The organism is Dickeya sp. Secpp 1600, from assembly GCF_003049805.1.
GTDB classification, from domain to species: Bacteria; Pseudomonadota; Gammaproteobacteria; order Enterobacterales; family Enterobacteriaceae; genus Dickeya; species Dickeya fangzhongdai.
Window position 1 is genome coordinate 4,302,922 of the sequence record NZ_CP023484.1, and the last position, 25,211, is coordinate 4,328,132.

The window sequence follows — 25,211 nt, forward strand, 5'->3', positions numbered from 1 at the left end:
TTACCGTACCTTGAGCGTTACCAGACCGATGAGCATCAGCATCAGCGAAATAATCCAGAACCGCACGATCACCCGCGGCTCCGGCCACCCCTTAAGTTCGTAGTGATGGTGGATCGGCGCCATACGGAAAATCCGCTGGCCGCGCAGCTTGAAGGAACCCACCTGCAAAATCACGGACAGGGTTTCCACCACAAACACCCCGCCCATGATTACCAACAGGAACTCCTGACGCAGCAGCACCGCGATGGTGCCCAGCGCGCCGCCCAGCGCCAGCGATCCGACATCACCCATAAACACCTGCGCCGGATAGGTGTTAAACCACAGAAAACCGAGACCGGCGCCGACAATCGCGGTACACACCACCACCAGCTCGCTGGCATGCCGGATATACGGAATGTGCAGGTAGCTGGCGAAATTCATGTTGCCGGTCGCCCAGGCCACCAGCGCGAAACCGACCGCCACAAACACCGTCGGCATGATGGCCAACCCGTCCAGACCATCGGTGAGGTTGACGGCGTTGCTGGTGCCGACAATCACGAAGTAGGCCAGCACGATGTACATCAGGCCCAGTTGCGGCATCACGTCCTTAAAGAACGGCACCACCAGCTGCGTCGCCGGCGTATCCTTGCCAATCGCGTACATGGAAAACGCGACTGCCAGCGCCAGTACCGACTGCCAGAAGTACTTCCAGCGGGCAATCAGCCCGCGGGTGTCCTTACGCACCACCTTGCGGTAGTCATCCACAAACCCGACGATGCCGTAACCCACCAGCACCAGCAGCACGCACCAGACATACGGGTTAGCCAGGTTGACCCACAACAGCACCGAAATAATGATCGACGCCAGAATCATCACCCCGCCCATAGTCGGCGTGCCGCGCTTGCTGAAATGGGACTCCGGCCCTTCGTTACGCACCACCTGACCGATTTGCAGGCGTTGCAGCCAGGCGATCAGATGCGGTCCCATCCACAGGGAAATGATTAACGCCGTCAGCAGGCTGACAATGGCCCGGAACGTCAAATATGAAAAGACGTTAAAGCCGGAATAAAACTTGACCAGATGCTCGGCCAGCCAAACTAACATGTGGCATTCTCCTGTAATGCGTGTACTACCTGTTCCATCGCAGCGCTGCGTGAACCTTTAATTAAAACGGTAATGGTATTGTGCTGTGCCACCAACGCCCGCAAACGGGCGATCAACGCAGTTTTATTGTCAAAATGCTCGCCTGCGCCGCTGGCGTCGCCGATAAGCGCGCTCAGCACGCCTACGCTCAATACTTTCTCAATGTTTGCCTTGCGAGCCGCCTCGCCCACCTGACGGTGACACGCCTGCGCATTCTGGCCCAGTTCGGCCATATCGCCGACCACCATCACCCGGTAGCCCGGCATCTCCGCCAGCACCTGCGCCGCCGCGGTCATTGACCCGACGTTGGCGTTGTAACTGTCGTCCAGCAGCAATTTTCCAGGCGCCAGCGCAATCGGGAACAACCGCCCCGGCACAGCCTGCAATTGCGCCAGTCCGGCCTTCACCGCAGCCAGCGAGGCGCCCACCGCCAGCGACAGCGCCGCCGCCGCCAGCGCGTTGGCGATGTTATGCCGCCCCGGCAGCGGCAGGGTCACCGCGATATTGCCTGCCGGCGTATGCAGCACGAAATCGGTCCCACGCTCGCTGATGCTGACATCGCTGGCGTAAAAATCGACGCCCGCGCGCGCCTGCGGCGAAAAGCGCCACAGGGTTTTCCCGGTCAGCGCATCGTGCCAGCGCGCCTCATCGTGGCTGTCGGCATTGAGGATCGCCACGCCCTGAGCCGGCAAGCCGCTAAAGATTTCGCCTTTAGCCTGCGCCACGCCTTCGAGCGAACCAAATCCTTCCAGATGAGCGGCGGCCAGGTTATTCACCAGCGCCGCTTCCGGGCGCACCATCGCCGTGGTGTAAGCAATCTCGCCGATATGGTTGGCGCCCAGCTCAATCACCGCGTAATCATGCTCCGGCGTCAGGCGGAACAGCGTCAGCGGCACGCCGATATCGTTGTTGAAATTACCGGCGGTATACAGCACGTTGCCGCACTGACGCAAAATCGCCGCGGTCATTTCCTTGACGGAGGTTTTTCCCGATGAACCGGTCAGCGCCACTACGCGCGCCCGGCTTTGCTGCCGCACCCAGCCCGCCATCGAACCCAGCGCCAGACGCGTATCATCCACCACCAGTTGCGGCACTTCTATTGGTAAGCGCTTACTTACCAATAACGCGGCCGCCCCATGATTAACGGCATCCGCCGCGTAATCATGAGCGTCAAATTTTTCCCCGCGCAACGCGACGAACAGACAGCCGTCGGTGAGTTTACGGGTATCCGTGGACACCTCGCTGATAATCAGGTCTTCCCCCACCAACCGGGCGCCCAGCACATCAGCCAACTGCCGCAACGAAACGCTGATCATACGATAACCCCCAGCAGACGCGCGACAGTAATGCGATCCGAATAATCCAACCGCTCATTTCCTACCAACTGATAGTCTTCGTGTCCTTTGCCTGCGACCAGCACCACATCATCGGCGCCAGCCTGCATCACCGCGCTGGTGACGGCTTCCGCCCGACCGGCAATCACCTGCACCCGGCCCGCATCCAGCAATCCGCTCAGGATATCGGTCACAATCGCCTGCGGGTCTTCGCTGCGCGGGTTATCGTCGGTAACAATCACCCGATCCGCCAGCTGTTCCGCAATCGCGCCCATTAGTGGGCGCTTACCTCTGTCGCGATCGCCACCGCAACCGAATACGCACCACAGTACGCCCCGGCAGTGCAAACGCGCCGCCGCCAGCGCTTTTTCCAGCGCGTCCGGAGTATGGGCGTAATCCACCACCACCGTCGGCCGGCCGCCGGCAAGAAAAACTTCCATTCGACCGCAGACCGGCTGCAGCGCAGAGCCGGTCTTCACCAGCTGTTCCAGCGAATAGCCCAGCGACAACAGCGTCGCCAGCGCCAGCAACAGGTTACTGACGTTGAACTCGCCCATCAGGCGGCTATTGATCTCACCGGCGCCCCAGCTGGAGTCGAATTGCACGGTGAAACCGCTGTCGTGATAATCGATACGGGTGGCTTTCAGCCAGTGCGCCCGGCCGGCATCGATCTTGCCCGCCACGCTCACCGCCACCGCTTCCGGCAGGCGGCTTAACCAACGACGGCCAACGTCGTCATCGGCGTTAATGATTTTCTGCCCGACCTGATGCTCGGCGAACAGCCGCCATTTGGCCGCTTCGTAATTCGCCATGTCGCCGTGATAATCAAGATGATCGCGACTCAGGTTGGTAAATACCGCGGCGGCGAACGACAGCGCCTCCACCCGGTGCTGCACCAGCCCATGCGAAGACACTTCCATTGCAGCGAAATCCGCCCCTTGCTCCACCAACTGACTCAGAATCTGCTGCACATCCACCGCCGAACCGGTAGTGTTTTCCGACGGCACCACATGCCCCAGCAAGCCGTTGCCGACGGTGCCCATCACCGCGCTGGTTTTGCCCAGCGCCTGACTCCACTGCGCCAGCAACTGGGTGGTGGTGGTCTTGCCGTTGGTGCCGGTGACGCCGATCAGTTGCAACGAGGCCGATGGCTGGCGATAAAAGCGCCCTGCCAGCGCGGATAAACGCTGGTTCAGGTTACCCAGATAAATCACCGGTACGCCGTGCATTTCAGTCAGGGTGCCATCGGGCGTGGCATCATCCGCCTGTGCGACAACCGCCGCGACGCCCTGCGCAATAGCCTGCGGAATATAGTGCCGCCCATCCGTCTTGTGGCCGACTATCGCCACAAACAGATCCCCGGCAGCCGCCACGCGGCTGTCTAATGTCATTTCCCGCAGCGCGCGCTCCGGGGCATCGGTCACCCACGGAGCCAGGACATCGCGCAAGTTACGATCTGTCACCTGAACCCTCTTTTCTGTTGATTACAAACTCGCTTTTTTCACCCGTCGGCAACGCATCCGGTTCGATATTCATGGTGCGCAGTACGCCGCCCATGATCGCCCCGAATACCGGCGCCGACACCGCGCCACCGTAGTATTTCCCCGCCTGCGGGTCGTTAATGACCACTACCAGCGCAAAGCGCGGGTTACTGGCCGGCGCCACCCCGGCGGTATAGGCGATATATTTGTTGATGTACTTGCCGTCCGGGCCGACCTTTTTCGCCGTACCGGTTTTAATCGCGATGCGATAGCCTTTCACCGCCGCCTTGGTGCCGCCGCCTCCAGGCAGCGCCACGCTCTCCATCATGTGCACCACGGTACGGACAATCTGTTCGGAAAAGACGCGCTCGCCCGGCACCGGCGGATCGACTTTGGTGATGGATAGCGGGCGATAAATGCCGAAGCTGCCGATGGTGGCGTAGACACGCGCCAGTTGCAGCGGGGTCACCATCAGGCCGTAGCCAAACGAAAACGTCGCGCGCTCGATATCCGACCAGCGTTGGCGATTGGGGTACAGACCCAGACTTTCCCCCACCAGCCCCAGATTGGTGGCTTTGCCCAGACCAAAACGGGAGTAAGTGTCCACCAACGCGGAAGCCGGCATCGCCAGCGCCAGATGCGATACGCCGACGTTACTGGACTTCTGCAGCACGCCGGTCAGGGTCAATTCGCTATAACGCGCCACGTCCTTGATTTCATGGCCGTTGATGTAATACGGCAACGTGTTGAGCACCGCATTTTCCTTGACCACGTTGCGCTGTAGCGCCGTCATCACCACCATCGGTTTCACGGTCGAACCGGGTTCGAAAATATCGGTGATGGCGCGGTTACGAATCACGTCGGTCGGCGTGCCGGTCAGGTTATTCGGGTTGTAGGAGGGACTGTTGGCCATCGCCAGCACTTCGCCGGTGTTCACATCCACCAGTACGGCGGTGCCCGATTCGGCCTTATTGAACGCCACCGCGTTGTTCAGCTCGCGGTACACCAGCGCCTGCAGGCGCTCATCGATACTGAGCATCAGGTTGTGCGCCGCCTGACTGTCCACCGAGGAAATGTCTTCGATGACCCGCCCAAAGCGGTCTTTACGCACGGTACGCTCGCCGGGGCGGCCGGTCAGCCAGCGATCGAAGCTCTTCTCGATGCCTTCAATCCCCTGGCCGTCAATATTGGTAAAACCAATCAGATGCGACGTTACCTGACCGGAAGGATAGTAACGACGAGATTCCTGCCGCAAATTGATGCCCGGCAATTTCAGTTTGTGGATGTATTCGCCGATCGCCGGGTTCACCTGGCGGGCAAGATAGACAAAACGGCCGTTCGGGTTGGCGTTCACCTTAGAAGCGATTTGGTCCAGCGGGATTCCCAGCGCATCCGCCAGCGCCTTCCAGCGGGTATCCAGTGAAATGCCGCCATGATCGTTGACGTCTTTCGGGTCGGCCCAGACCGCGTTAACCGGCACGCTCACCGCCAGCGGGCGACCGGCGCGATCGCTGATCATGCCGCGAGCGGTCGGAATCTCCTGCACGCGCAGGGAACGCATGTCGCCTTCACGCACCAGCTTGTCGGGCGCGATCACCTGCAGGTACGCCGCACGCAACATCAACCCGACCATGCACAACAGAATACCGCCGCAAAGCAACGCAAAACGCCAGCTGACAAAGCTGGCATGTTCTTCCTGACGCTTCAATTTTCCCGGTCGCGCTGCTCTCATAATTTAGGCGATACCTGTCAATTCATTGTTGTTTAACCACAATATTTTCCTGTGAAGGATCAACGTGCACCATATGCAGTTTCTCGGTGGCGATCTGCTCGACGCGGCTGTGATCGCCCAGGGCATTCTCTTCCAGAATCAGGTTGCGCCACTCGATATCCAGCGCATCACGTTCCAGCAACAGACGCTCACGCTCCGCCGTCAGCAGGCGCGTGCGGTGCGCGGTGGTCACCACCAGAATGGCGGACACCAACACCGCTATCAGCAGCAACAGCGGCAGTTTTCCGTGTCGCAGCAGATCGTCGCCAATCACGCCGCCCAGCGAATGGCGCTCGTTCCCGATCACGACGGCAGTCTCTCGGCAAAGCGCAACACCGAACTGCGCGCGCGCGGATTTTCCGCCACTTCGTCATCAGGCGGCATCATCTTGCCCGCCGCCTTGAGCGTCTGGCCGCCCTGGCTACGCAGTTGTTCTTCCGTCAGCGGCAGACCAGCGGGCACCTGCGGCCCCCGGCTGTGCTGGCGGATAAAGCGTTTCACAATCCGGTCTTCCAGCGAATGGAAGCTGATCACCGACAAACGTCCTTCCGGCGCCAGCACCTGCAATGCGCCGTCCAACGCCCGCTCGATCTCTTCCAGTTCGCTGTTGATATAGATACGAATGGCCTGGAAGGAACGGGTCGCCGGATGCTTGTGCTTCTCGCGAATCGGGCTGGCGGCGGCGATCAATTCCGCCAGCGCTTTGGTACGGGTCAACGGTTCGACGCGGTTACGCTCCACAATGGCGCGCGCGATACGCTTGGCGAAACGCTCTTCGCCGAAGGTTTTCAGCACCCAGGCGATGTCTTCCGCTTCCGCTTTCATCAGCCATTCCGCCGCTGACAGGCCCCGAGTGGGGTCCATGCGCATGTCCAGCGGCCCGTCGCGCATAAACGAGAATCCCCGTTCGGGATCGTCGAGCTGAGGCGAAGAGACGCCCAAATCCAGCAGGATGCCGTCGATTTTGCCGGTCAGCCCGCGCTCGTCGACATACTCAGCCAGTTCGGAAAAAGGTCCGTGAATGATGGAAAAACGCGCATCATCAATGGTATTGGCGACCGCGACAGCTTGCGGATCGCGATCGATGGCCAACAAACGGCCTTCCGGCCCAAGGCGGGACAGAATGAGACGGGAATGGCCACCCCGGCCAAACGTACCGTCAATGTAGATACCGTTGCTGCGAATGTTCAGGCCGTTGACGGCTTCATCCAGCAACACGGTGGTGTGTTTAAACGTTTCTGCCATGACTATAGTGATAAGTCCTGCAGCCGCTCAGATAAGGGCTCCTGAGTTGACTGCTCAGCGTCAATATCTTCCTTGACTTGTCGATACCAGGTCTGTTCATCCCACAGTTCAAACTTGTTGAACTGGCCGACCAGCATCACTTCTTTCGTAAGACCCGCATGCTGCCGCAGCGTAGATGCAATCAGTATCCTTCCGGCGTTATCCATCTGGCATTCGCTGGCATGCCCGAGTAGCAGGCGCTGAACACGGCGTTCAGCGGGGTTCATACTCGACAGGCGAGAAAGTTTCTGTTCGATAATTTCCCATTCGGGTAGCAGGTAAAGCAGCAGGCAGGGCTGATGAAGGTCAATGGTGCATACCATTTGCCCTTGAGCTTCCTCGTTCAGTAAGTCCCGGTAACGGGTGGGAACGGCAAGCCGTCCTTTACTGTCGAGGTTGACCAGTGTCGCCCCACGAAACATGACAGTATTTAACCCTTCATGACCTTTTTCACCACTTTGCCCCACAAATCCCCACTCTTGAGAGTTTACGGAGGGGATGAAAAGCTTGTCAAGCCAGCACGGATGCGCCCGGGCATTATTTCCCGCCGAATCAGAGAGTGAAAAAACCGCAAAAAAACCACCACGAAGAAATAATGAGGATTAACGCTGTGATTATTTAAGGAAAATTAATGGCTCTCGGGGAGGCGCATAAAGATATAGGATTTTTCATTCGGTGCAATATTATTTTGTCTGTCACAGTTCGATACGTATTTCTTAAATCTTCATACGATATCGAAATATTTTTATCGACTGATTTTTAAGCACTTTTAAAAGTCATTTTTCCTGCCTGCACAAAATATGACGGGAAAAATGAATTTATTGGACGCGGGATCCCATTTTTTTGACCTGAACCACACTGTCGGTTACTTCAACTCAGGTTATCTATTCATGTCTGAAACATTAACCCGCTGTTTCATCAGTGTCAGAAAGAATAACTGGATTTATTTCCAGTATTGTTCACATTCACTTGCACTTTACCGTTCCGCAACTTTTTCATTCCAAACCACGCCGTTTCCGGTCGGCTTTTCCTGCTGTCGCCAGCATCTCATTAATTGGTTGTTTTATATAAAATTAAATACCCAACTCATGATAATCGAATGAAAAAGACGATTTGCAACCATAAAGTTGCGCCACTGAACAAAAAACAAGCAAAAATAAGTTTTTTAAGCTAGTTAAAACGCGATAAATAGTTATGTAGACTACAAATAAAGCAATAAAGCAAAACTAAACACCAATAAAATACACCACAAGCAACGTTATTATCCTTCACCATGGAGCCATACAATATGTTTTCCCCCGTTTCCCGCGTGCGTGGCATCGTTGCCGATACCGTTGCTATGGTGGTGTATTGCTTCCTGACCGGCATGGCGATTGAAATCCTGCTGTCCGGCATGACCTTCCAGCAGTCGCTCTCTTCCCGACTGCTGTCGATTCCGGTCAATATCGTCATTGCCTGGCCCTACGGCCTTTATCGCGATCGCATCGTCGCCCTGGCGTTACGCCTGAACGCGGATTTACGCTGGGGAAAAAATATGGCGGATCTGTTTGCCTATGTCAGTTTTCAATCGCCGGTTTATGCCGCCATTCTGCTGACGATTGGCGCCGAGCCGTCGCAAATCATGAAGGCGGTTGCCAGCAACGCGGTAATTTCCATGTTCATGGGCGTGGCGTACGGTTATTTTCTGGAATATTGCCGTCGCCTGTTCCGGGTCGGCGTTCCGGCTCGTCCGCAAATTGTCAGCCATTAATCCAGCGCAACAAGCGGCTGTGGAATATATCCGTCCTACTCCACGTTGCTGGTGTGTTGGCTGCGTTCGCTCACCCGAATCACTTACCTGAGTAAGCTCATCACGATTCACTCACTTGCCGTCTTCCTGCAACTCGAATTATTTTGGGTATAAATATAAAAGAAGAGAAAAGCGGGGAAAAAATAAGAATTATCCGATGCGGCGTGGAACAGAAAATTATTCCAGCGCCGCATGCTATCGTTCAGAAACGACTTACCGATCAGAAACGACTTGCGATCCGCAACGGCTTACGATCAGAGGCGGCTTAGAAAACCGCGGCGATAGAGATTACGACGAATACGGTATAAACCCGGTTTCGGTTTACGCGGCTCATCCAGACTCGCCAGCACCAGCTCCAGCACCCGCTCCGCCACTTCACGATGACGCTGCGCCACCGCCAACACCTGGCATTCCAGGAAATCCAGCAATTCATTATCGCCGAATGTGGCGATAGCCAGATTGTTCGGCAGGCGTCCGCTCTGTCTGAGCGTCACGTCCATCACCCCTTGCAGCAGCGGGAACGAGGTCGTAAACAACGCCTGCGGCATCGGGTTGGTTTTCAGGTATTCCTCAAACACCGCCGCCGCCGCGCTGCGTTCATAGCTGTTGGCATAGATGTAATTCACCTGACGCGGATCTTCCTCCCAGGCGCGTCGGAATCCCTGCTCGCGCAGGAAACTGACCGACAACTCCGGTAGCGCGCCGAGGTACATCACCGATTCCGCCGGCACCTTGCGCAGCTCCTGCGCCAGCATCTCCGCGTCTTCCATATCCGCGCCGACCACGCTGGTGAAATGCTCGCGATCCAACGCCCGATCGAGCGCGATCACCGGCAGGGGATCATTAGCCCAGCGCTGGTAAAACGGATGTTCCGGCGGCAGCGCCGTTGAGACGATAATCGCATCCACCTGACGTTGCAGCAGATGCTCGATGCAGCGCATCTCGTTATCGGGTTGATCTTCAGAACACGCAATCAGCAATTGATAGCCGCGCTGACGAGCCTGACGCTCCAGATAATTGGCGATACGGGTATAACTGGTGTTCTCCAGGTCCGGAATAACCAGCCCGATGGAACGGGTGCGTCCGGCGCGCAGACCGGCTGCGACAGCGTTCGGATGGTAGTTGTGCTCCCTGACTACCGCCATCACTTTCTCAACGGTCTTATCGCTGACGCGATATTGTTTCGCCTTACCATTAATAACGTAACTGGCCGTTGTACGCGAAACCCCAGCAAGACGCGCGATTTCATCCAGTTTCACTGGCAACCCCTTAATAAGCCGGACAAAAAATAAAGAATGAAACGATAACCATGAATTAACCGTGGATATGATACCGATCTAAGCGCAGAAAACACTGACGGGCAACCGCTTTTATTATTTACTTCAATCAGGATCAGAAAAGCCCGGCGTCATGGCCGGGCCAGATATTACCATCAGAAAAGCCAGTATTGCTGTATGAAAATCAGCAAACCATCAGACAAATGGCCGAATTTCAGCACGGCGTCAGCGCATGACGCGATCGCCGCGCGATACGCCCACGATGCCGGAGCGCGCGACTTCAACAATTTCCGCCACTTCGCGCACGCTATTGAGAAACGCATCCAGCTTCTCACTGGTTCCCGCCAGTTGCACGGTATACAGCGATGCGGTGACATCGACGATCTGCCCGCGGAAGATTTCCGCGCTGCGCTTAACTTCTTCACGGCCGTAACCGGTAGCCTGCAGCTTGACCAGCATCAGCTCGCGTTCAACGTAGGCCCCTTGCCCCAGCTCGCTGACCCGCAACACGTCCACCAGCTTGTGCAGTTGCTTTTCAATCTGTTCCAGCACTTTTTCGTCGCCCACCGTCTGGATGGTCATCCGCGACAGGGTTGGGTCGTCCGTCGGGGCGACGGTCAGACTTTCAATGTTGTAACCGCGTTGAGAAAACAGGCCAATCACGCGCGACAGAGCACCCGATTCGTTCTCCAGCAATACCGACAAAATACGACGCATGATCAGGTCCTCTCCGTTTTGCTTAACCACATCTCATCCATCCCGCCGCCGCGGATCTGCATCGGATAGACATGCTCGCTGCTGTCCACCCGCACATCCACGAACACCAGACGGTTTTTCTGTTCCAGCGCCGCTTTCAGCTTCGGCTCCAGCTCATCCGGAGTATCGATGGTGATGCCGACGTGACCGTAAGCCTCCGCCAGTTTGACGAAATCCGGCAGGGATTCCATGTAGGAACTGGAGTGACGGCCGGAGTAGATCATGTCCTGCCACTGTTTCACCATACCGAGGAAGCGGTTGTTGAGGCTGACTACCACAATCGGCAGGTCATACTGCAACGCCGTGGACAACTCCTGAATATTCATCTGGATACTGCCGTCGCCGGTGACGCAGATGACCGTTTCCTGCGGCAACGCCAGCTTGATGCCGAGCGCGGCGGGCAGGCCGAAGCCCATAGTGCCCAGGCCGCCGGAATTGACCCAGCGGCGCGGCAAATCAAACGGGTAGTACAGCGCGGCGAACATCTGGTGCTGCCCCACGTCGGATGCCACGTAAGCCTTGCCTTCCGTCAGACGATGCAGGGTTTCGATCACCGCCTGCGGTTTGATGGCGTCGCCGTCGGTGTTGTATTTCAGGCACTGACGCGCGCGCCACTGTTCGATGCGCAGCCACCAGTCGCGCATCGCGTCGAATTGTTGTTGCGCTTCCCCCTGCGCCAGCAGTTCCAGCATCAGGCCAAGCACCTGACGGGCATCGCCGACGATCGGGATATCCGCCGCCACGGTTTTGGAAATGGACGCCGGGTCGATATCGATATGCAAAATGGTGGCGTTCGGGCAGTACTTGGTCAGGTTATTGGTAGTTCGGTCGTCAAAACGCACCCCGACGGCAAAAATCACGTCGGCGTTGTGCATCGCCATATTGGCTTCATACGTGCCGTGCATGCCGAGCATACCGAGACTCTGGCGATGCGTGCCCGGAAAACCGCCCAGCCCCATCAGCGAGCTTGCCACCGGCAGGTTGAGTTTTTCCGCCAGTTCGCGCAGTTCCTGATGGCAATTGGCGTTGATCACGCCGCCGCCGCTGTAAATCACCGGACGCTCGGCGGCCAGCAACGTCTGCAACGCGCGTTTGATTTGGCCTTTATGGCCCTGTACCGTCGGGTTGTAGGAGCGCAGGCTGACCTGATCGGGATAGGCATAAGGCAGTTTTTTGGCCGGGTTGAGAATGTCTTTCGGCAAATCCACCACCACCGGGCCGGGGCGGCCGGTAGACGCGAGATAGAAGGCTTTTTTCAGCACGGTGGGAATGTCTTCGGTCTGTTTGACCAGATAGCTGTGCTTCACCACCGGGCGAGAAATCCCCACCATGTCGCACTCCTGAAAGGCGTCATAGCCAATCAGCGAGGTGGCGACCTGACCGGAAATCACCACCAGCGGAATGGAATCCATATACGCCGTGGCGATGCCGGTAATGGCGTTGGTGGCGCCCGGGCCGGAGGTGACCAGCACCACGCCCACTTCGCCGGTCGCTCTGGCGTAGCCGTCGGCCATATGCACCGCGCCCTGCTCGTGGCGCACCAGAATGTGTTCTATGCCGCCGACGGTGTGTAGCGCATCATAAATATCCAGCACCGCGCCGCCCGGATAGCCGAACACATGTTTTACGCCCTGATCGATCAGCGATCGAATCACCATCTCGGCGCCTGACAACATCTCCATGGGTTTGCCTCTTATTTTATTGTTCAGATGCGAATTGTTCAGATAGCGGGTCGCTTCTGTATTGACAGGGAACACCCCGTGCTCATTGAGACGGCGTCTGGTGAATGAAGACGCAAAGCGTGGATTCGGTTTCCAATCACACGCCGGCCTCATCGCCCAACACCGCCCGGGTTTTTACATATAACTTATTAACATAACGCCGGATTATGAAGCAGGCAAACGCCGCGCTGCCGCTGGGAGTGACGCGATTATGGTAAATCAACTGTTAAAAGAGAGAGCAAAGAGATAAAACGCTGGGGAGTGACCACAGCGTTAAAAAATATCCCGCCGTGGTCAGGCATTACAGAGTGAAATATTGACGATAAAATTGCGATGCAGCGCGATGATTTGCCACCAATACGTCTGCTAGTCGGCGTACATGGCCTCGATTTCCAGCTGATAACGCTGATGAATGACCTTGCGGCGGAGTTTTAATGTCGGGGTCAGTTCGCCCTCTTCCTGACTAAACGGCGCAGGCAGCAGGGTAAATTTCTTCACCTGTTCAAAACGCGCGAACTCTTTTTGCACATCGCGCAATCGCTGTTCAAACAGCGACAGGATATGGTTGTGGCGCAACAGCTCCAATCGATCCTGATACCCCAGATTGATCGAGCGGGCATACTCCTCCAGCGCCTCAAAGCAAGGGACGATTAGCGCGGAGACGTACTTGCGGGCGTCGGCGATCACCGCCACCTGTTCAATGAAGCGATCCTGTCCCAGCGCGCCTTCCAGATGTTGCGGCGCAATGTATTTGCCGCCCGAGGTTTTCATCAGATCCTTAAGGCGTTCGGTGATGAACAGGTTGCCATTGGCGTCCACCTCGCCCACATCGCCGGTTTTGAACCAGCCATCCGGCGTAAAGGCGGCTTCCGTATCCTGTGGGCGGCGATAGTAGCCGCGCATCACGGTGGCGCCGCGCACCTGAATTTCATTTTGTTCGCCGATGCGCACATCGATGCCCGGCAGCGGCGTCCCGACCGACCCCAACCGGTAGTGGTCGGCTTCCCAGCAGGACACGGTGGCGCAGGTCTCCGTCAGGCCGTAACCATAAACGATACGGACGCCCATCGCCTGGAAAAAGGCGATGATATTGTCATCCAGACGCGCACCCGCCGCCGGCAGAAAACGGACCTTTCCTCCCAGCAACTGGCGCAGACGCGACAGCACCAGCCGATCGGCAAGACGATACGTCAGCGCGTTCCACACTCCGGCGCGTTTCCCATCCTGCCGGCGTAAAAACCATTTATGGCCCTGGGCGATCCCCCAGTGAAACAACGTGCGCCGGTGCCACGGCGCCTGCGCCACTTTCTCATGGATGGCGCTGAACACTTTCTCGTAGAAACGCGGCACCGCGCACATAACGGTAGGGCTGACCGCCGCCATCGCCGCACGGACCTGATCGGTGTCGCGCAGGTACACGTTCTGCGCGCCGCGATGCATGATGAAGAAGCTCCAGGCGCGTTCGAAGACATGCGACAACGGTAAAAAGCACAGCGATACGTCCTGTTCGCTCGTCTGCAGCCGCCCATCATGCAGCACCAGTTGGGTCGCCATGTTGGCATAATCCAGCATCACCCCTTTGGGCTCGCCGGTGGTGCCGGAGGTGTAGATCAACGTAAACAGATCGCTCAAATCCCGATCGGCCACCCGTTGGCGCAGCACCGGCTCCCACACCGACAACTCCGCCTGCGCTTCAAATTCCTCCAGCGATACCGCGATGTCGCAACCGCGACGGCGAATCTGCTCATCCAGCAGAATAATGGTGCGCAGTTGCGGACAGCTGTCGCGCAGCGACATCAGCAGATCAAACTGCGCCTGACCGCCGACAAAAACGGTACGGATATCCGCGTCATTCAGAATGAACGACGCCTGCGCCGCCGCGCTGGTGGCATACAGCGGTACGGTAATCGCCCGCAGGTGCAGCAACGCCAGATCCGCCAGCGACCAGGTGATGGCGTTGTCGGAAAAGATCGCCACCCGTTCCTGAACATCAACGCCCAGCCCCAGCAGGCCGCAGGCAATGCGGCGGATACGCTCGCCTACCTGATGCCAGTCGAGCTGCTGTTCCTGTTCAGGCGCCCATTCGCGAAACGCCAGCGCGTTAGGGCGCTGAGCAATTTGCTGCTGAATACGGTGAACCAGATGGTAGTGCGAGAGTGAATTCGTCTTCATGCGCGTGCGGGCCTGGCAATCTCAAAAATGGGCGTAAAAATTGGGCAGGCAGTCTACCGCGCCCATCAACAGCCTCAAAGCGCTTTCCGCCGCTTTTCAGCCGGGAATGTGACGGGTAAAACACACCGGATACGGCTACCGTATGCGATCCCGAGGTTGACATCAATGCGGGAATCAAGTACCAATAAAAGCAGAAATGAATTTTTAATCGATTTGGACAACGAAACAGCATGTTTAACTTCGCTCAGCTACTAGGCCTACTACTAAACGCATCTCACGTGCGCGGTATGCCGGTGGGCGAAATCCAGAGCTGATTTCACGTCACACCTCATATAAAAAACCCGCGCCGTTGCGCGGGTTTTTTTTTACTCGCCGGGCGCCCAAGCAAACAGAACAAAGGAACCAGACCGATGAACCAACAAGTTATTATTTTCGATACGACGTTGCGTGACGGTGAGCAAGCGCTGCAGGCCAGCCTGAGTGTGAAGGAAAAACTCCAGATCGCGCTGGCGCTGGAAAGAATGGGCGTCGACGTGATGGAAGTGGGTTTTCCGGTGTCCTCCCCCGGCGATTTCGAATCCGTACAGACCATCGCCCGCAATATCAAGAATAGCCGCGTCTGCGCCCTCGCCCGCTGCGTCGAGAAAGATATCGATGTCGCCGCCGAATCCTTGCGCGTCGCCGAGGCATTCCGCATCCACACCTTTATCGCCACCTCGCCGATGCATATCGCCACCAAGCTGCGCAGCACGCTGGATGAGGTGATTGAACGCGCGACCTACATGATCAAACGCGCCCGCAACTACACCGACGACGTGGAGTTCTCCTGCGAAGACGCCGGCCGCACCCCGATCGAAGATTTGAGCCGGGTAGTGGAAGCCGCGATCAACGCCGGCGCCCGCACCATCAACATCCCGGACACCGTCGGTTACACCCTGCCCCACGAATTCGGCAACATCATCGCTTCCTTGTATCAGCGCGTTCCCAACATCGATAAAGCCATCATTTCCGTGCACACCCACGACGATCTCGGTCTGGCGGTGGGCAACGCTATGGCGGCGGTGCACGCAGGCGCACGTCAGGTGGAAGGCACGCTGAACGGTATCGGCGAACGCGCCGGCAACTGCTCGCTGGAAGAAGTGATTATGGCGATCAAAGTGCGCAGCCAGTTGATGAACCTGCACACCGGCATCAATCATCAGGAAATCTACCGCACCAGCCAGACAGTCAGCCAGATCTGCAACATGCCGATCCCGGCCAACAAGGCGGTGGTGGGTTCCAACGCCTTCGCTCACTCTTCCGGCATCCATCAGGACGGCGTGCTGAAGAACCGCGAAAACTACGAAATCATGACGCCGGAATCCATCGGCCTGAAAGAAGTGCAGTTGAACCTGACTTCCCGTTCCGGTCGCGCCGCGGTCAAACACCGCATGGAAGAGATGGGCTATAAAGAAGGCGACTACAATCTGGATACCCTGTACGCCGACTTCCTCAAGTTGGCCGACAAGAAAGGCCAGGTGTTCGATTATGACCTGGAAGCGCTGGCGTTCATTAATAGTCAGCAGGAAAGCACCGAGTTCTATCGTCTGGACTACTTCAGCGTTCAGTCCGGCTCCAGCGTGATGGCGACCGCGTCCGTCAAATTGTCATGCGGCGAAGAGACACTGTCCGAAGCCGCCACCGGCAACGGCCCGGTAGACGCCGTGTACCAGGCCATCAACCGTATCACCGGCTACCCGATTACGCTGGTCAAATACCAGTTGTCCGCCAAGGGACAGGGTAAAGAAGCGCTCGGTCAGGTGGACATCGTGGTGGAATATCAGGGACGCCGTTTCCACGGCGTGGGTCTGGCGACTGATATCGTGGAATCCTCCGCCAACGCGATGGTTAACGTATTAAACAACATCAAACGCGCGCAACTGGTTGAAAAAGAAGTGCAGCGTTTGCAGCAACACAACAAACACAACAGTCAGGAAACAGTGTGATGAGCAAGAGTTACCATATTGCCGTCTTACCCGGTGACGGCATCGGCCCGGAAGTAATGGCTCAGGCGTATAAAGTATTGGATGCGGTTCGCCAGCGTTTTGGTCTGCGCATCACCACCAGCGAGTACGACGTGGGCGGCATCGCCATCGACCGTCAGGGCACGCCGCTGCCGCAGGGCACGGTTGAAGGTTGCGAGCAGGCGGACGCCATTCTGTTCGGTTCGGTCGGCGGCCCGAAATGGGAACACCTGCCGCCGGCGGAACAACCGGAGCGTGGAGCGCTGCTGCCGCTGCGCAAACACTTCCGTCTGTTCAGCAACCTGCGCCCGGCGCGCCTGTATCAGGGGCTGGAAGCCTTCTGTCCGCTGCGTAGCGACATCGCCGCCAACGGCTTTGACATCCTGTGCGTGCGTGAACTGACCGGCGGCATCTACTTTGGTCAGCCGAAAGGCCGCGAAGGCAGCGGCATGTACGAACGCGCCTTCGACACCGAGGTGTATCACCGTTTCGAAATCGAGCGTATTGCCCGCATCGCTTTTGAGTCCGCGCGCAAACGCCGCAGCATCGTCACCTCCATCGACAAGGCCAACGTACTGCAAAGCTCGATCCTGTGGCGCGAAATCGTCAGCGAGATCGCCCGCGACTACCCGGATGTCCGTCTGAACCATCTGTACATCGACAACGCCACCATGCAGTTGATCAAGGATCCGTCTCAGTTTGACGTACTGCTGTGCTCCAACCTGTTCGGCGACATCCTGTCCGACGAGTGCGCGATGATCACCGGTTCGATGGGCATGTTGCCGTCCGCCAGCCTGAATGAACAAGGTTTCGGCCTGTACGAGCCGGCAGGCGGTTCCGCGCCGGATATCGCCGGCAAGAACATCGCCAACCCGATCGCCCAAATCCTGTCCGCCGCGCTGCTGCTGCGCTACAGCCTGGGGGCTGATGACGCCGCCACCGCCATTGAGCAGGCGGTCAATCAGGCGCTGGCGGAAGGTTACCGTACCGGCGATCTGGTCAGCGGCGGCAACGCCGTCACCACCGATGAAATGGGCGACGCCATCGCCCGATTTGTAGCAGAAGGGGCCTAATCATGGGTAAGACCTTATATCAGAAACTGTTCGACGCGCACCTGGTGCACGAGGCGCCGAATGAAACCCCGTTGCTGTATATCGACCGTCATCTGGTGCATGAAGTGACTTCGCCGCAGGCGTTCGACGGCCTGCGCGCCATGGGCCGCAAAGTCCGTCAACCGGGCAAAACCTTCGCCACCATGGATCACAACGTGTCCACCCAGACCCGCGACATCAACGCCAGCGGCGAGATGGCCCGCATCCAGATGCAGGAACTGATCAAGAACTGCGCCGAGTTCGGCGTGCAGCTGTACGACCTGAATCACCCGTTTCAGGGCATCGTGCACGTTATCGGGCCGGAGCAAGGCATGACGCTGCCGGGCATGACCATCGTCTGCGGCGACTCCCACACCGCCACCCACGGCGCGTTCGGCTCGCTGGCGTTCGGCATCGGCACCTCGGAAGTAGAGCATGTGCTGGCGACGCAAACCCTGAAACAGGGCCGTGCCAAAACCATGAAGATCGATGTCGCCGGCGACGCCGCCACCGGCATCACCGCCAAAGACATCGTGCTGGCGATCATCGGTAAAACCGGCAGCGCCGGCGGCACCGGCCATGTGGTGGAATTCACCGGCAAGGCGATTGAAGCGCTGAGCATGGAAGGCCGCATGACCCTGTGCAACATGGCGATCGAAATGGGCGCCAAAGCCGGTCTGGTAGCGCCGGACGACACCACCTTCGCTTACCTGGAAGGCCGCCAGTTCGCGCCCACCGGCAGCGACTGGGACGCGGCGGTGGAATACTGGAAAACCCTGCGCTCCGATGCCGACGCGCATTACGACGCAGTAGTGACGCTGAACGCCGCCGATATCGCCCCGCAGGTGACCTGGGGCACCAACCCCGGTCAGGTGATCGCCGTCGATCAAATCATCCCGGCGCCGGAATCCTTTAGCGACCCGGTGGAGCGCGCCTCGGCGGAAAAAGCGCTGGCTTATATGGGCCTGCAGCCGGGCGTGAAACTGACGGAAGTGGCGATCGACAAAGTATTCATCGGTTCCTGCACCAACTCTCGTATCGAAGATCTGCGCGCTGCCGCCGCCATCGCCAAAGGCCGTAAAGTGGCCGCCGGCGTGCAGGCGTATGTCGTCCCCGGCTCCGGTCCGGTCAAGGCGCAGGCGGAAGAAGAAGGTCTGGATAAAATCTTTCTGGATGCCGGCTTCGAATGGCGTCTGCCCGGCTGCTCCATGTGTCTGGCGATGAACAACGACCGCCTGAATCCGGGCGAGCGTTGCGCCTCCACCAGTAACCGCAACTTTGAAGGGCGTCAGGGCCGCGGCGGCCGCACCCATCTGGTTAGCCCGGCTATGGCGGCGGCGGCGGCGGTTACCGGTCGTTTCGCAGACATTCGTGAACTGAATTAAGAGAGGCAATCCATGGCTAAATTTACCCAACACACTGGTTTGGTGGTGCCGCTGGATGCCGCCAACGTCGATACCGACGCGATTATCCCGAAGCAGTTTCTGCAAAAGGTGACCCGCACCGGTTTCGGTCAGCATCTGTTTCACGACTGGCGTTTTCTGGATGACGCGGGCCAGCAGCCCAACCCGGATTTCGTGCTGAACCAGCCGCGCTACAAAGGCGCCAGCATCCTGCTGGCGCGCGAGAACTTCGGCTGCGGTTCTTCCCGCGAGCACGCGCCGTGGGCGCTGACCGATTACGGTTTCAGGGTGGTGATCGCCCCCAGCTTCGCCGACATTTTTTACGGCAACTCATTCAACAATCAGCTGTTGCCGGTCAAACTGAGCGAATCCGATATCGACTCCCTGTTCAAACTGGTGGCGAGCCAAGAAGGCATCACCTTCACGGTGGATCTGGAAGCGCAGCAGGTGAACGCGGGCGACAAAACCTACTCGTTCGATATCGACAGCTTCCGCCGTCACTGCATGATCAACGGGTTGGACAGCATCGGCCTGACGCTGCAGCACGAAGCGGCCATCTCCCGCTACGAGCAGCAACAACCGGCATTCCTGCGTTAATTCGGCTTCGCCGTTTGGCTGCCTGCCTGACAACGAGCACAAAGCCCACTTCGGTGGGCTTTTGATTACAGACAAACCGCGTAAGTGCAAGGTAAAGAGGTTTTCGGCGTCAAAAACTGTGCTGAGGTGGGCGACTTCGCCGGGTGAGCGACAGGACGTCGCGAAAGCCCGTGCCGCGCCGGGAGCGCGTCACGGGCGGCCCGAACAGCGAAGGCGAACGCCGAAGGGACCGCGGTAGCGGCGCAGTTTAGCCCCCAGCCAGTGGTCAAGGAGAGGCGGCGTCTGAGCCTCTCCTTGTCGTGCGTGCGATGACGTTGCAAAGGAACAACCGTCGTTATCACGCACGAAACTTCTCACTGATCTTGCATAAATTCGCCAGCAACAAAACAACACGGTTGTTTGTCAACAACCTCAGTGGGAACGCGGACCGCAGCTCCAGTAAGCCATAAAAGTGATGGACTCCTGCGTCATGCCTTTTTCTCCCAACAGGTAACGGCGCAGTGCTTTCACCGCTGACGATTCGGCCGCTACCCAGCCGAAGAACTGACCTTGCTGGACATTTGCCCGCTCCCACATGATTTCACCATCCGGAATCTCAGCCACCGTTACCGCGCCAGCGTGAGTGTTTTCCGGCAGACGTACCGACTGACGCGCCGCGTCCAGCAAGCGCTCGCCATAGCTCGCGTCGGTACCTTCGCGCGGTAGCCACACCACTTCGGCGAACGCCAGATGGCGATAGTCGATGCAATCCGCCTGCAACGGTACTTCGATAAAAGCCTGCACCTGCGGCGGGTTATCCAGTTGCGATAACTGTTCCAGAATGCCTTTGATCGCCGGCAGCGCGGTTTCATCCCCCATCAGCAGCACCTGACGGGTATTTTCCGACAGTACCCATTCATAGCCGCCGTTATCGCCGGCAAAATCGCCGCGCGGCGCCACTACCTGCAATTCTTCGCCGGGCTGCGCGCTCATCGCCCAGGCTGAAGCCGGGCCTTCGGTGCCGTGCACCACGAACTCCACCACCATTTCTCCGGCGACGGTATCCAGACTGCGCAGCGTGTAGGTGCGGGGAATCGGGCGTTGCGCTTTGGGCATTGCCTGCACCAGCTTGTACCACTCGCCGACATCCGGCAGACGCGGCGGCGTGCCGTCCTCGGCGGGCAGCAATACTTTAATTCGTTGATCCGGCGAGCAGATTTTCATCTTCTTCACCGCTTCGCCGCTGAATACACAACGCATCAGCGATGGGGTAAGCAATGTCTTGTGGGCCAACGTAACATCAAACACTTTATATTCCTTTACCCCAGCCATAACTCGCCTCTACCTCTCTGCTTGTGACTCTCCGGCAACGTGCCGCCTGTTAATGACTTGTGCCGATAACGGCCTCAAACCCCGCACAGTTTTATCATTTACTCACGATAATGAGAAACATTATTGACTCAATTTCTATTCTCATACCAATCATCGCCAGCCACCTCCGGATTGCCTGCGGGATCACGGTTTTGTCCGCCGCTTTTCGCCTATTCTGATTATTCGTTACTCACGAGATAAGGAGACCTCATGACACGCGTTATCCGGTGTTATCGCCTGAGCCTCTCCGGCGATTGTCGCCCCTGGTTCAACATCGACCACCGTCTCACCAACGATTTCCCACGCCCGTTTCATGCCTGATTCAGCTTTGCTCTGATTTTTCCCTTTTATTTCAATTTATTTTTGACGTCATACCGCGGCGGTTACGTCTGCCGACGGGCGTCATGGAGATATCGCATGAAACGCATTCCTGAGCCTTTTCGCATCAAAATGGTAGAAAACATCCGTATGACCACCCGCGACGAACGGGAACGCGCCCTGCAGGAAGCAGGCTACAACCCGTTTCTGCTGCGCAGCGAAGATGTTTATATCGACCTGCTGACCGACTCCGGCACCGGCGCCATGAGCGACCGCCAGTGGGCGGGGCTGATGATGGGCGACGAGGCCTACGCCGGGTCGCGCAACTACTACCACCTGTGTGATCAGGTGAAGGCGCTGCTGGGTTATCCGTTCACCATTCCGACCCATCAGGGGCGCGGCGCGGAGCAAATCCTGTTCCCGTGTCTGATCGCCAAAAAACAGCGCGCCGGCGGCGGCAAGAAACCGGTGTTTATTTCCAACTTCCATTTCGATACCACCGCCGCCCACGTGGAACTGAACGGCGCGCGCGCCATCAACGTGGTGACGCCAAAAGCCTTCGATACCACCACCTATTACGACTGGAAGGGCGATTTCGACCTTGACCTGCTGCAAACCACCATTGAACAGCACGGCGCGGACAACGTGGTGGCGATCATTACCACCGTCACCTGTAACAGCTCCGGCGGCCAGCCGATCTCGATGGGCAACATGCGCGCGGTGTATCGCATCGCGCAGCAGCACGGGATCCCGGTAGTGATCGACTCGGCCCGGTTCTGCGAAAACGCCTGGTTTATCAAACAGCGCGAAGCCGGCTATGAAAACCGTTCGATCAAAGAGATCGTCCACGAGATGTATCAGTACGGCGACATGCTCACCATGTCGGCGAAAAAGGATCCGATGGTGAACATCGGCGGCCTATGCTGTTTTCGCAGTGACGAAGAGCTGTTCAATGAGGTGCGTATTCGCTGCGTGCCGATGGAAGGCTTCGTCACCTATGGCGGCCTGGCCGGGCGCGACATGGAAGCGTTAGCCATCGGGCTGGAAGAAGGCATGAACGAGGACTATCTGACCTACCGCATTGGTCAGGTGACCTACCTCGGCGAGCGCCTGCGCGCCGGCGGTATCCCGATTCAATACCCGGTAGGCGGGCACGCGGTGTTTGTCGATGCCAAAAAGCTGTTGCCGCATATCCCGGCGGAACAGTTCCCGGCGCAGGCGCTGAATAACGAGCTCTATCTGGAAGCGGGTATCCGCAGCGTGGAAATCGGCTCATTGTTGCTGGGGCGGGATCCGGACACCGGCGAGCAGAAACCGTCGCCGCTGGAACTGCTGCGCCTGACCATCCCGCGTCGGGTGTATACCAACGACCACATGGATTACATCGCCGACTCGCTGATCGCGCTGAAGGAAAGAGCCGGCAGCATCAAAGGCCTGACCTTTACCTACGAACCGCCGGTATTACGCCACTTTGTCGCCCGCTTGAAACCGGTGGAATAACGCTCCGCCATAAAAAAAGCCAGCGGAATACTCCGCTGGCTGGTGAACAGCACCATTACTCAGAACACTGCGGCGGTTTCCCGCCGCTGTTCTCACTCTCATTCGATGTCGCCGCCGGCCTTACAACCAGCGACGATAGTCTTCCTCATCCATGTCCCGGATCTGCCATTGGGTAACCTGCAGCAGCAACGCCATCCGCTGGGCGGCGGTGAGTGCGCCCCATCCCCGGCGGCATCCCCGGCAGAGCCAGTGATGATAAAAGCGGAATAACCGGCACATATTGCCTCCCCTTCGCGGCGGTTCACGTACTGAACCATTCACTGACTGAAAGTATCCGCGTAATATAGGGAAAAATATATTGATGAGCTTGAGCCACGGAGTTCCTCTTTTATGTCCTCGCCACGCCTGCAACAACAATTCATCCGGTTATGGCAATGCCTGCAAGGTCAGGATACCGACACCACGCTGCAGGAACTGGCGCTGCTGCTCAACTGCTCCCGCCGTCATATCCGCTCTCTGCTGAACGCCATGCAACAACAGGGTTGGCTCACCTGGCAGGCGGAAGCCGGGCGCGGCAAACGCTCGCGCCTCGGCTTTCTCTACACGGGGTTAGCCCTGCAACAGCAGCGCGCCGAAGACCTGCTGGAGCAGGACCGCATCGATCAGTTGGTGCAACTGGTGGGCGACAAGGAAACCGTGCGCCAGATGTTGCTGTCCCACCTCGGGCGTAGCGTGCGGCAAGGGCGCCATCTGCTGCGTATCCTGTACTACCGGCCGATGCATAATCTGTTGCCCGGCAGCGCGTTGCGGCGTTCGGAAACCCACATCGCCCGTCAGATTTTCAGCGGGCTGACCAGCCTAAATGAGGAAAATGGGGAACTGTTGCCGGATATCGCTCACCACTGGCAGGCGCTGTCGCCGCTGCACTGGCGTTTCTATCTGCGCCCGGCCATCCGTTTTCACCACGGTCGGGAGCTGACCATGGAGGACGTGATCGCCTCGCTGTCCCGGCTGACGGCGCTGCCGCTGTTCTCACACCTGAGCGACATCTCCTCCCCTACGCCGTTCGTACTGGATATCCGGCTCAGCATGCCGGATGACTGGCTGCCGTGGCTGCTCGGCAGCGTACCGGCGATGATCTTGCCCAAAGAGTGGCAAACGCTGCCGGACTTTATGCGCCAGCCCATCGGCACCGGGCCGTATCAGGTGGTGCGCAACTCGCCCAACCAGTTGAAAATCGCCGCGTTTGACGACTACTTCGGCTACCGGGCGCTGATTGACGAAGTCAGTATCTGGGTGCTGCCGGACGCGCCGATCATTCCCGCCTGTACGGTTACATTGCAGGGAGACGACACCACGGACAATGAACTGGAGAACCGGCTGGAAGAAGGCTGCTATTTCCTGCTGTTCGACCGCCGTTCGCCGCAGATGGCGGATCCGGAGATCCGTCACTGGCTGTGTCAGGTGTTAAGCCCGGTGGCGATGCTTGGCCTGGCCGATAGCCCGTACCAGAGCGACTGGTCCCCCGCCTATGGCCTGCTGCCGCGCTGGCATCACAGCCCACCGCGGGCGGTACGGGAAAAACCGGTTGGCCTGACCCACCTCACCCTCATCTGCTACCGTGACCATCCCGAATACGCGGTGATAAGCAGCATCATGAGCCGCCTGCTGGCGTCGCACGGCGTCACGCTGACGCTACGCTGCCTGGAGTTCGATGCCTGGTGTCAGGGCGACGACGCCAGCGATCTCTGGCTTGGCAGCGCCAACTTTTATCTACCGCTGGAATTTTCGCTGTTCGCGATGCTGTACGAGCTGCCGCTGCTGCGGCACTGTCTGGGCGATGACGAGCTGGAACACACCGCGCGTCAGTGGCGTCAGAGCGAGCTGTCGCTGGCGGAATGGTGCCAGTCGCTGGTCAGCCGCCAGCAACTCCACCCGTTGTTCCACCACTGGTTGCGGTTGCAGGGGCAGGCCAGCATGCGGGGGCTACGCATGAACACGCTGGGCTGGTTCGATTTCAAATCCGCCTGGTTTGCGCCGCCGAACCCGACGCCATGACTGCTCATCGCCGGTCATGGCGCTTTTCCTGATGTGACAAACACTTTACAATACCGCCGTTCTCAACGGGGTGCGGTCAACGCGCATAGGCGTTGCATCGCTGAGAAAATACCCGTCGAACCTGATCCGGTTAATACCGGCGAAGGGATTTGAGACTGCATCCCGCTTGCTCAAAGACCTTTGC

22 protein-coding genes and 1 riboswitch are annotated in these 25,211 nt (G+C 58.1%); of the genes, 9 read left to right on the plus strand and 13 right to left on the minus strand.

Annotated features, from left to right (window positions below; all coding sequences use genetic code 11):
* Genes mraY through mraZ form a run of 7 tightly spaced genes read right to left on the minus strand, consistent with a single transcriptional unit; the run spans window position 1 to window position 7,414 of the window.
* Window positions 1-1,083, minus strand: a complete 1,083-nt coding sequence (gene mraY / locus CPA59_RS19150; RefSeq protein ID WP_038665704.1) for a phospho-N-acetylmuramoyl-pentapeptide-transferase — start codon at window positions 1,081-1,083, stop codon at window positions 1-3.
* Entirely contained in the window at window positions 1,077-2,438 is a 1,362-nt protein-coding gene (gene murF / locus CPA59_RS19155; protein WP_038920227.1) for a UDP-N-acetylmuramoyl-tripeptide--D-alanyl-D-alanine ligase, read from the minus strand. The genes mraY and murF overlap by 7 nt, the downstream gene beginning before the upstream one ends.
* Window positions 2,435-3,919, minus strand: a complete 1,485-nt coding sequence (gene murE / locus CPA59_RS19160; RefSeq protein WP_049853548.1) for a UDP-N-acetylmuramoyl-L-alanyl-D-glutamate--2,6-diaminopimelate ligase — start codon at window positions 3,917-3,919, stop codon at window positions 2,435-2,437. The genes murF and murE overlap by 4 nt, the downstream gene beginning before the upstream one ends.
* Complete coding sequence (locus CPA59_RS19165; RefSeq protein ID WP_038665695.1) at window positions 3,906-5,669, minus strand: peptidoglycan glycosyltransferase FtsI; 1,764 nt, start codon at window positions 5,667-5,669, stop codon at window positions 3,906-3,908. Before CPA59_RS19165 ends, murE begins: the two co-directional genes overlap by 14 nt.
* A gap of 22 nt (window positions 5,670-5,691) precedes the next feature.
* Complete coding sequence (ftsL, locus tag CPA59_RS19170; protein WP_013319471.1) at window positions 5,692-6,015, minus strand: cell division protein FtsL; 324 nt, start codon at window positions 6,013-6,015, stop codon at window positions 5,692-5,694.
* On the minus strand, window positions 6,012-6,953 hold the full coding sequence (gene rsmH / locus CPA59_RS19175; RefSeq protein ID WP_038665692.1) for a 16S rRNA (cytosine(1402)-N(4))-methyltransferase RsmH: 942 nt from the start codon (window positions 6,951-6,953) through the stop codon (window positions 6,012-6,014). Before rsmH ends, ftsL begins: the two co-directional genes overlap by 4 nt.
* 2 nt (window positions 6,954-6,955) lie before the next feature.
* Entirely contained in the window at window positions 6,956-7,414 is a 459-nt protein-coding gene (gene mraZ, locus CPA59_RS19180; RefSeq protein WP_012768364.1) for a division/cell wall cluster transcriptional repressor MraZ, read from the minus strand.
* An 866-nt stretch (window positions 7,415-8,280) separates the two neighbouring features.
* On the opposite strand from mraZ, the gene CPA59_RS19185 reads away from it, so the two are divergent.
* The gene (locus CPA59_RS19185) at window positions 8,281-8,742 is read left to right on the plus strand and encodes an L-alanine exporter AlaE (RefSeq protein ID WP_038920229.1); all 462 of its coding nucleotides are present in this window, start codon (window positions 8,281-8,283) and stop codon (window positions 8,740-8,742) included.
* Window positions 8,743-9,035: 293 nt separating this feature from the next.
* Here CPA59_RS19185 and cra read toward each other — a convergent pair whose 3' ends face one another.
* From cra to CPA59_RS19205, 4 genes are all read right to left on the minus strand, one after another.
* Window positions 9,036-10,040 carry a catabolite repressor/activator gene (gene cra, locus CPA59_RS19190; RefSeq protein ID WP_038920230.1) on the minus strand — a complete coding sequence of 335 codons (1,005 nt, stop codon included), beginning with the start codon at window positions 10,038-10,040 and terminating at the stop codon, window positions 9,036-9,038.
* 243 nt (window positions 10,041-10,283) lie between these two features.
* Entirely contained in the window at window positions 10,284-10,775 is a 492-nt protein-coding gene (gene ilvN / locus CPA59_RS19195; RefSeq protein ID WP_013319477.1) for an acetolactate synthase small subunit, read from the minus strand.
* Window positions 10,776-10,777: 2 nt separating this feature from the next.
* On the minus strand, window positions 10,778-12,496 hold the full coding sequence (ilvI, locus tag CPA59_RS19200) for an acetolactate synthase 3 large subunit (protein WP_038920231.1): 1,719 nt from the start codon (window positions 12,494-12,496) through the stop codon (window positions 10,778-10,780).
* A 405-nt stretch (window positions 12,497-12,901) separates the two neighbouring features.
* Window positions 12,902-14,707, minus strand: coding sequence for a long-chain fatty acid--CoA ligase (locus CPA59_RS19205; RefSeq protein ID WP_107760450.1), 1,806 nt, complete (start codon window positions 14,705-14,707; stop codon window positions 12,902-12,904).
* 230 nt (window positions 14,708-14,937) lie between these two features.
* Between CPA59_RS19205 and leuL the strand changes: the two genes are divergently transcribed.
* The 5 genes from leuL to leuD all read left to right on the plus strand — a co-directional run bounded on the left by leuL (window position 14,938) and on the right by leuD (window position 19,801).
* Window positions 14,938-15,021 carry a leu operon leader peptide gene (gene leuL, locus CPA59_RS23355; RefSeq protein WP_107760451.1) on the plus strand — a complete coding sequence of 28 codons (84 nt, stop codon included), beginning with the start codon at window positions 14,938-14,940 and terminating at the stop codon, window positions 15,019-15,021.
* Between the two features lie 96 nt (window positions 15,022-15,117).
* A complete protein-coding gene (gene leuA / locus CPA59_RS19215; protein ID WP_038920233.1) occupies window positions 15,118-16,692 on the plus strand; it encodes a 2-isopropylmalate synthase in 1,575 nt (524 codons plus the stop codon).
* Window positions 16,692-17,783, plus strand: coding sequence for a 3-isopropylmalate dehydrogenase (gene leuB, locus CPA59_RS19220; protein ID WP_100850151.1), 1,092 nt, complete (start codon window positions 16,692-16,694; stop codon window positions 17,781-17,783). The genes leuA and leuB overlap by 1 nt, the downstream gene beginning before the upstream one ends.
* Before the next feature lie 2 nt (window positions 17,784-17,785).
* A complete protein-coding gene (gene leuC / locus CPA59_RS19225) occupies window positions 17,786-19,186 on the plus strand; it encodes a 3-isopropylmalate dehydratase large subunit (RefSeq protein ID WP_107760453.1) in 1,401 nt (466 codons plus the stop codon).
* 12 nt (window positions 19,187-19,198) lie between these two features.
* The gene (gene leuD / locus CPA59_RS19230) at window positions 19,199-19,801 is read left to right on the plus strand and encodes a 3-isopropylmalate dehydratase small subunit (protein ID WP_107760455.1); all 603 of its coding nucleotides are present in this window, start codon (window positions 19,199-19,201) and stop codon (window positions 19,799-19,801) included.
* Between the two features lie 411 nt (window positions 19,802-20,212).
* Here leuD and CPA59_RS19240 read toward each other — a convergent pair whose 3' ends face one another.
* Window positions 20,213-21,112 carry a siderophore-interacting protein gene (locus CPA59_RS19240; RefSeq protein ID WP_107760457.1) on the minus strand — a complete coding sequence of 300 codons (900 nt, stop codon included), beginning with the start codon at window positions 21,110-21,112 and terminating at the stop codon, window positions 20,213-20,215.
* 249 nt (window positions 21,113-21,361) lie between these two features.
* Between CPA59_RS19240 and tnaC the strand changes: the two genes are divergently transcribed.
* Together tnaC and tnaA are read left to right on the plus strand one after the other, a co-directional pair.
* Window positions 21,362-21,472 (plus strand): tryptophanase leader peptide, encoded by a 111-nt coding sequence (tnaC, locus tag CPA59_RS19245; protein WP_071603989.1) that lies wholly within the window; start codon window positions 21,362-21,364, stop codon window positions 21,470-21,472.
* Between the two features lie 96 nt (window positions 21,473-21,568).
* A complete protein-coding gene (tnaA, locus tag CPA59_RS19250; protein WP_049854682.1) occupies window positions 21,569-22,969 on the plus strand; it encodes a tryptophanase in 1,401 nt (466 codons plus the stop codon).
* A gap of 120 nt (window positions 22,970-23,089) precedes the next feature.
* On the opposite strand, the gene sgrT is transcribed toward tnaA, so the two are convergent.
* Window positions 23,090-23,248 (minus strand): glucose uptake inhibitor SgrT, encoded by a 159-nt coding sequence (gene sgrT / locus CPA59_RS19255; RefSeq protein ID WP_038920241.1) that lies wholly within the window; start codon window positions 23,246-23,248, stop codon window positions 23,090-23,092.
* A gap of 111 nt (window positions 23,249-23,359) precedes the next feature.
* Here sgrT and sgrR point away from each other — a divergent pair, with 111 nt between their 5' ends.
* Entirely contained in the window at window positions 23,360-25,027 is a 1,668-nt protein-coding gene (sgrR, locus tag CPA59_RS19260) for an HTH-type transcriptional regulator SgrR (protein ID WP_107760459.1), read from the plus strand.
* Window positions 25,028-25,083: 56 nt separating this feature from the next.
* Window positions 25,084-25,193: riboswitch (TPP riboswitch) on the plus strand.
* The last annotated feature ends 18 nt before the right edge of the window (window positions 25,194-25,211 follow it).

What these genes read in the sequence shown, in the direction of transcription:
- leuC (WP_107760453.1), top strand. Translation starts at nt 17,786, where the DNA reads ATGGGTAAGACCTTATATCAGAAACTGTTCGACGCGCACCTGGTGCAC.
- CPA59_RS19240 (WP_107760457.1), bottom strand. Translation starts at nt 21,112, where the DNA reads ATGGCTGGGGTAAAGGAATATAAAGTGTTTGATGTTACGTTGGCCCAC.
- leuD (WP_107760455.1), top strand. Translation starts at nt 19,199, where the DNA reads ATGGCTAAATTTACCCAACACACTGGTTTGGTGGTGCCGCTGGATGCC.
- sgrR (WP_107760459.1), top strand. Translation starts at nt 23,360, where the DNA reads ATGTCCTCGCCACGCCTGCAACAACAATTCATCCGGTTATGGCAATGC.
- mraY (WP_038665704.1), bottom strand. Translation starts at nt 1,083, where the DNA reads ATGTTAGTTTGGCTGGCCGAGCATCTGGTCAAGTTTTATTCCGGCTTT.
- leuA (WP_038920233.1), top strand. Translation starts at nt 15,118, where the DNA reads ATGAACCAACAAGTTATTATTTTCGATACGACGTTGCGTGACGGTGAG.
- mraZ (WP_012768364.1), bottom strand. Translation starts at nt 7,414, where the DNA reads ATGTTTCGTGGGGCGACACTGGTCAACCTCGACAGTAAAGGACGGCTT.
- leuB (WP_100850151.1), top strand. Translation starts at nt 16,692, where the DNA reads ATGAGCAAGAGTTACCATATTGCCGTCTTACCCGGTGACGGCATCGGC.
- tnaA (WP_049854682.1), top strand. Translation starts at nt 21,569, where the DNA reads ATGAAACGCATTCCTGAGCCTTTTCGCATCAAAATGGTAGAAAACATC.
- sgrT (WP_038920241.1), bottom strand. Translation starts at nt 23,248, where the DNA reads ATGTGCCGGTTATTCCGCTTTTATCATCACTGGCTCTGCCGGGGATGC.
- ilvN (WP_013319477.1), bottom strand. Translation starts at nt 10,775, where the DNA reads ATGCGTCGTATTTTGTCGGTATTGCTGGAGAACGAATCGGGTGCTCTG.
- ilvI (WP_038920231.1), bottom strand. Translation starts at nt 12,496, where the DNA reads ATGGAGATGTTGTCAGGCGCCGAGATGGTGATTCGATCGCTGATCGAT.
- CPA59_RS19205 (WP_107760450.1), bottom strand. Translation starts at nt 14,707, where the DNA reads ATGAAGACGAATTCACTCTCGCACTACCATCTGGTTCACCGTATTCAG.
- murF (WP_038920227.1), bottom strand. Translation starts at nt 2,438, where the DNA reads ATGATCAGCGTTTCGTTGCGGCAGTTGGCTGATGTGCTGGGCGCCCGG.
- tnaC (WP_071603989.1), top strand. Translation starts at nt 21,362, where the DNA reads ATGACACGCGTTATCCGGTGTTATCGCCTGAGCCTCTCCGGCGATTGT.
- leuL (WP_107760451.1), top strand. Translation starts at nt 14,938, where the DNA reads ATGTTTAACTTCGCTCAGCTACTAGGCCTACTACTAAACGCATCTCAC.
- rsmH (WP_038665692.1), bottom strand. Translation starts at nt 6,953, where the DNA reads ATGGCAGAAACGTTTAAACACACCACCGTGTTGCTGGATGAAGCCGTC.
- CPA59_RS19185 (WP_038920229.1), top strand. Translation starts at nt 8,281, where the DNA reads ATGTTTTCCCCCGTTTCCCGCGTGCGTGGCATCGTTGCCGATACCGTT.
- CPA59_RS19165 (WP_038665695.1), bottom strand. Translation starts at nt 5,669, where the DNA reads ATGAGAGCAGCGCGACCGGGAAAATTGAAGCGTCAGGAAGAACATGCC.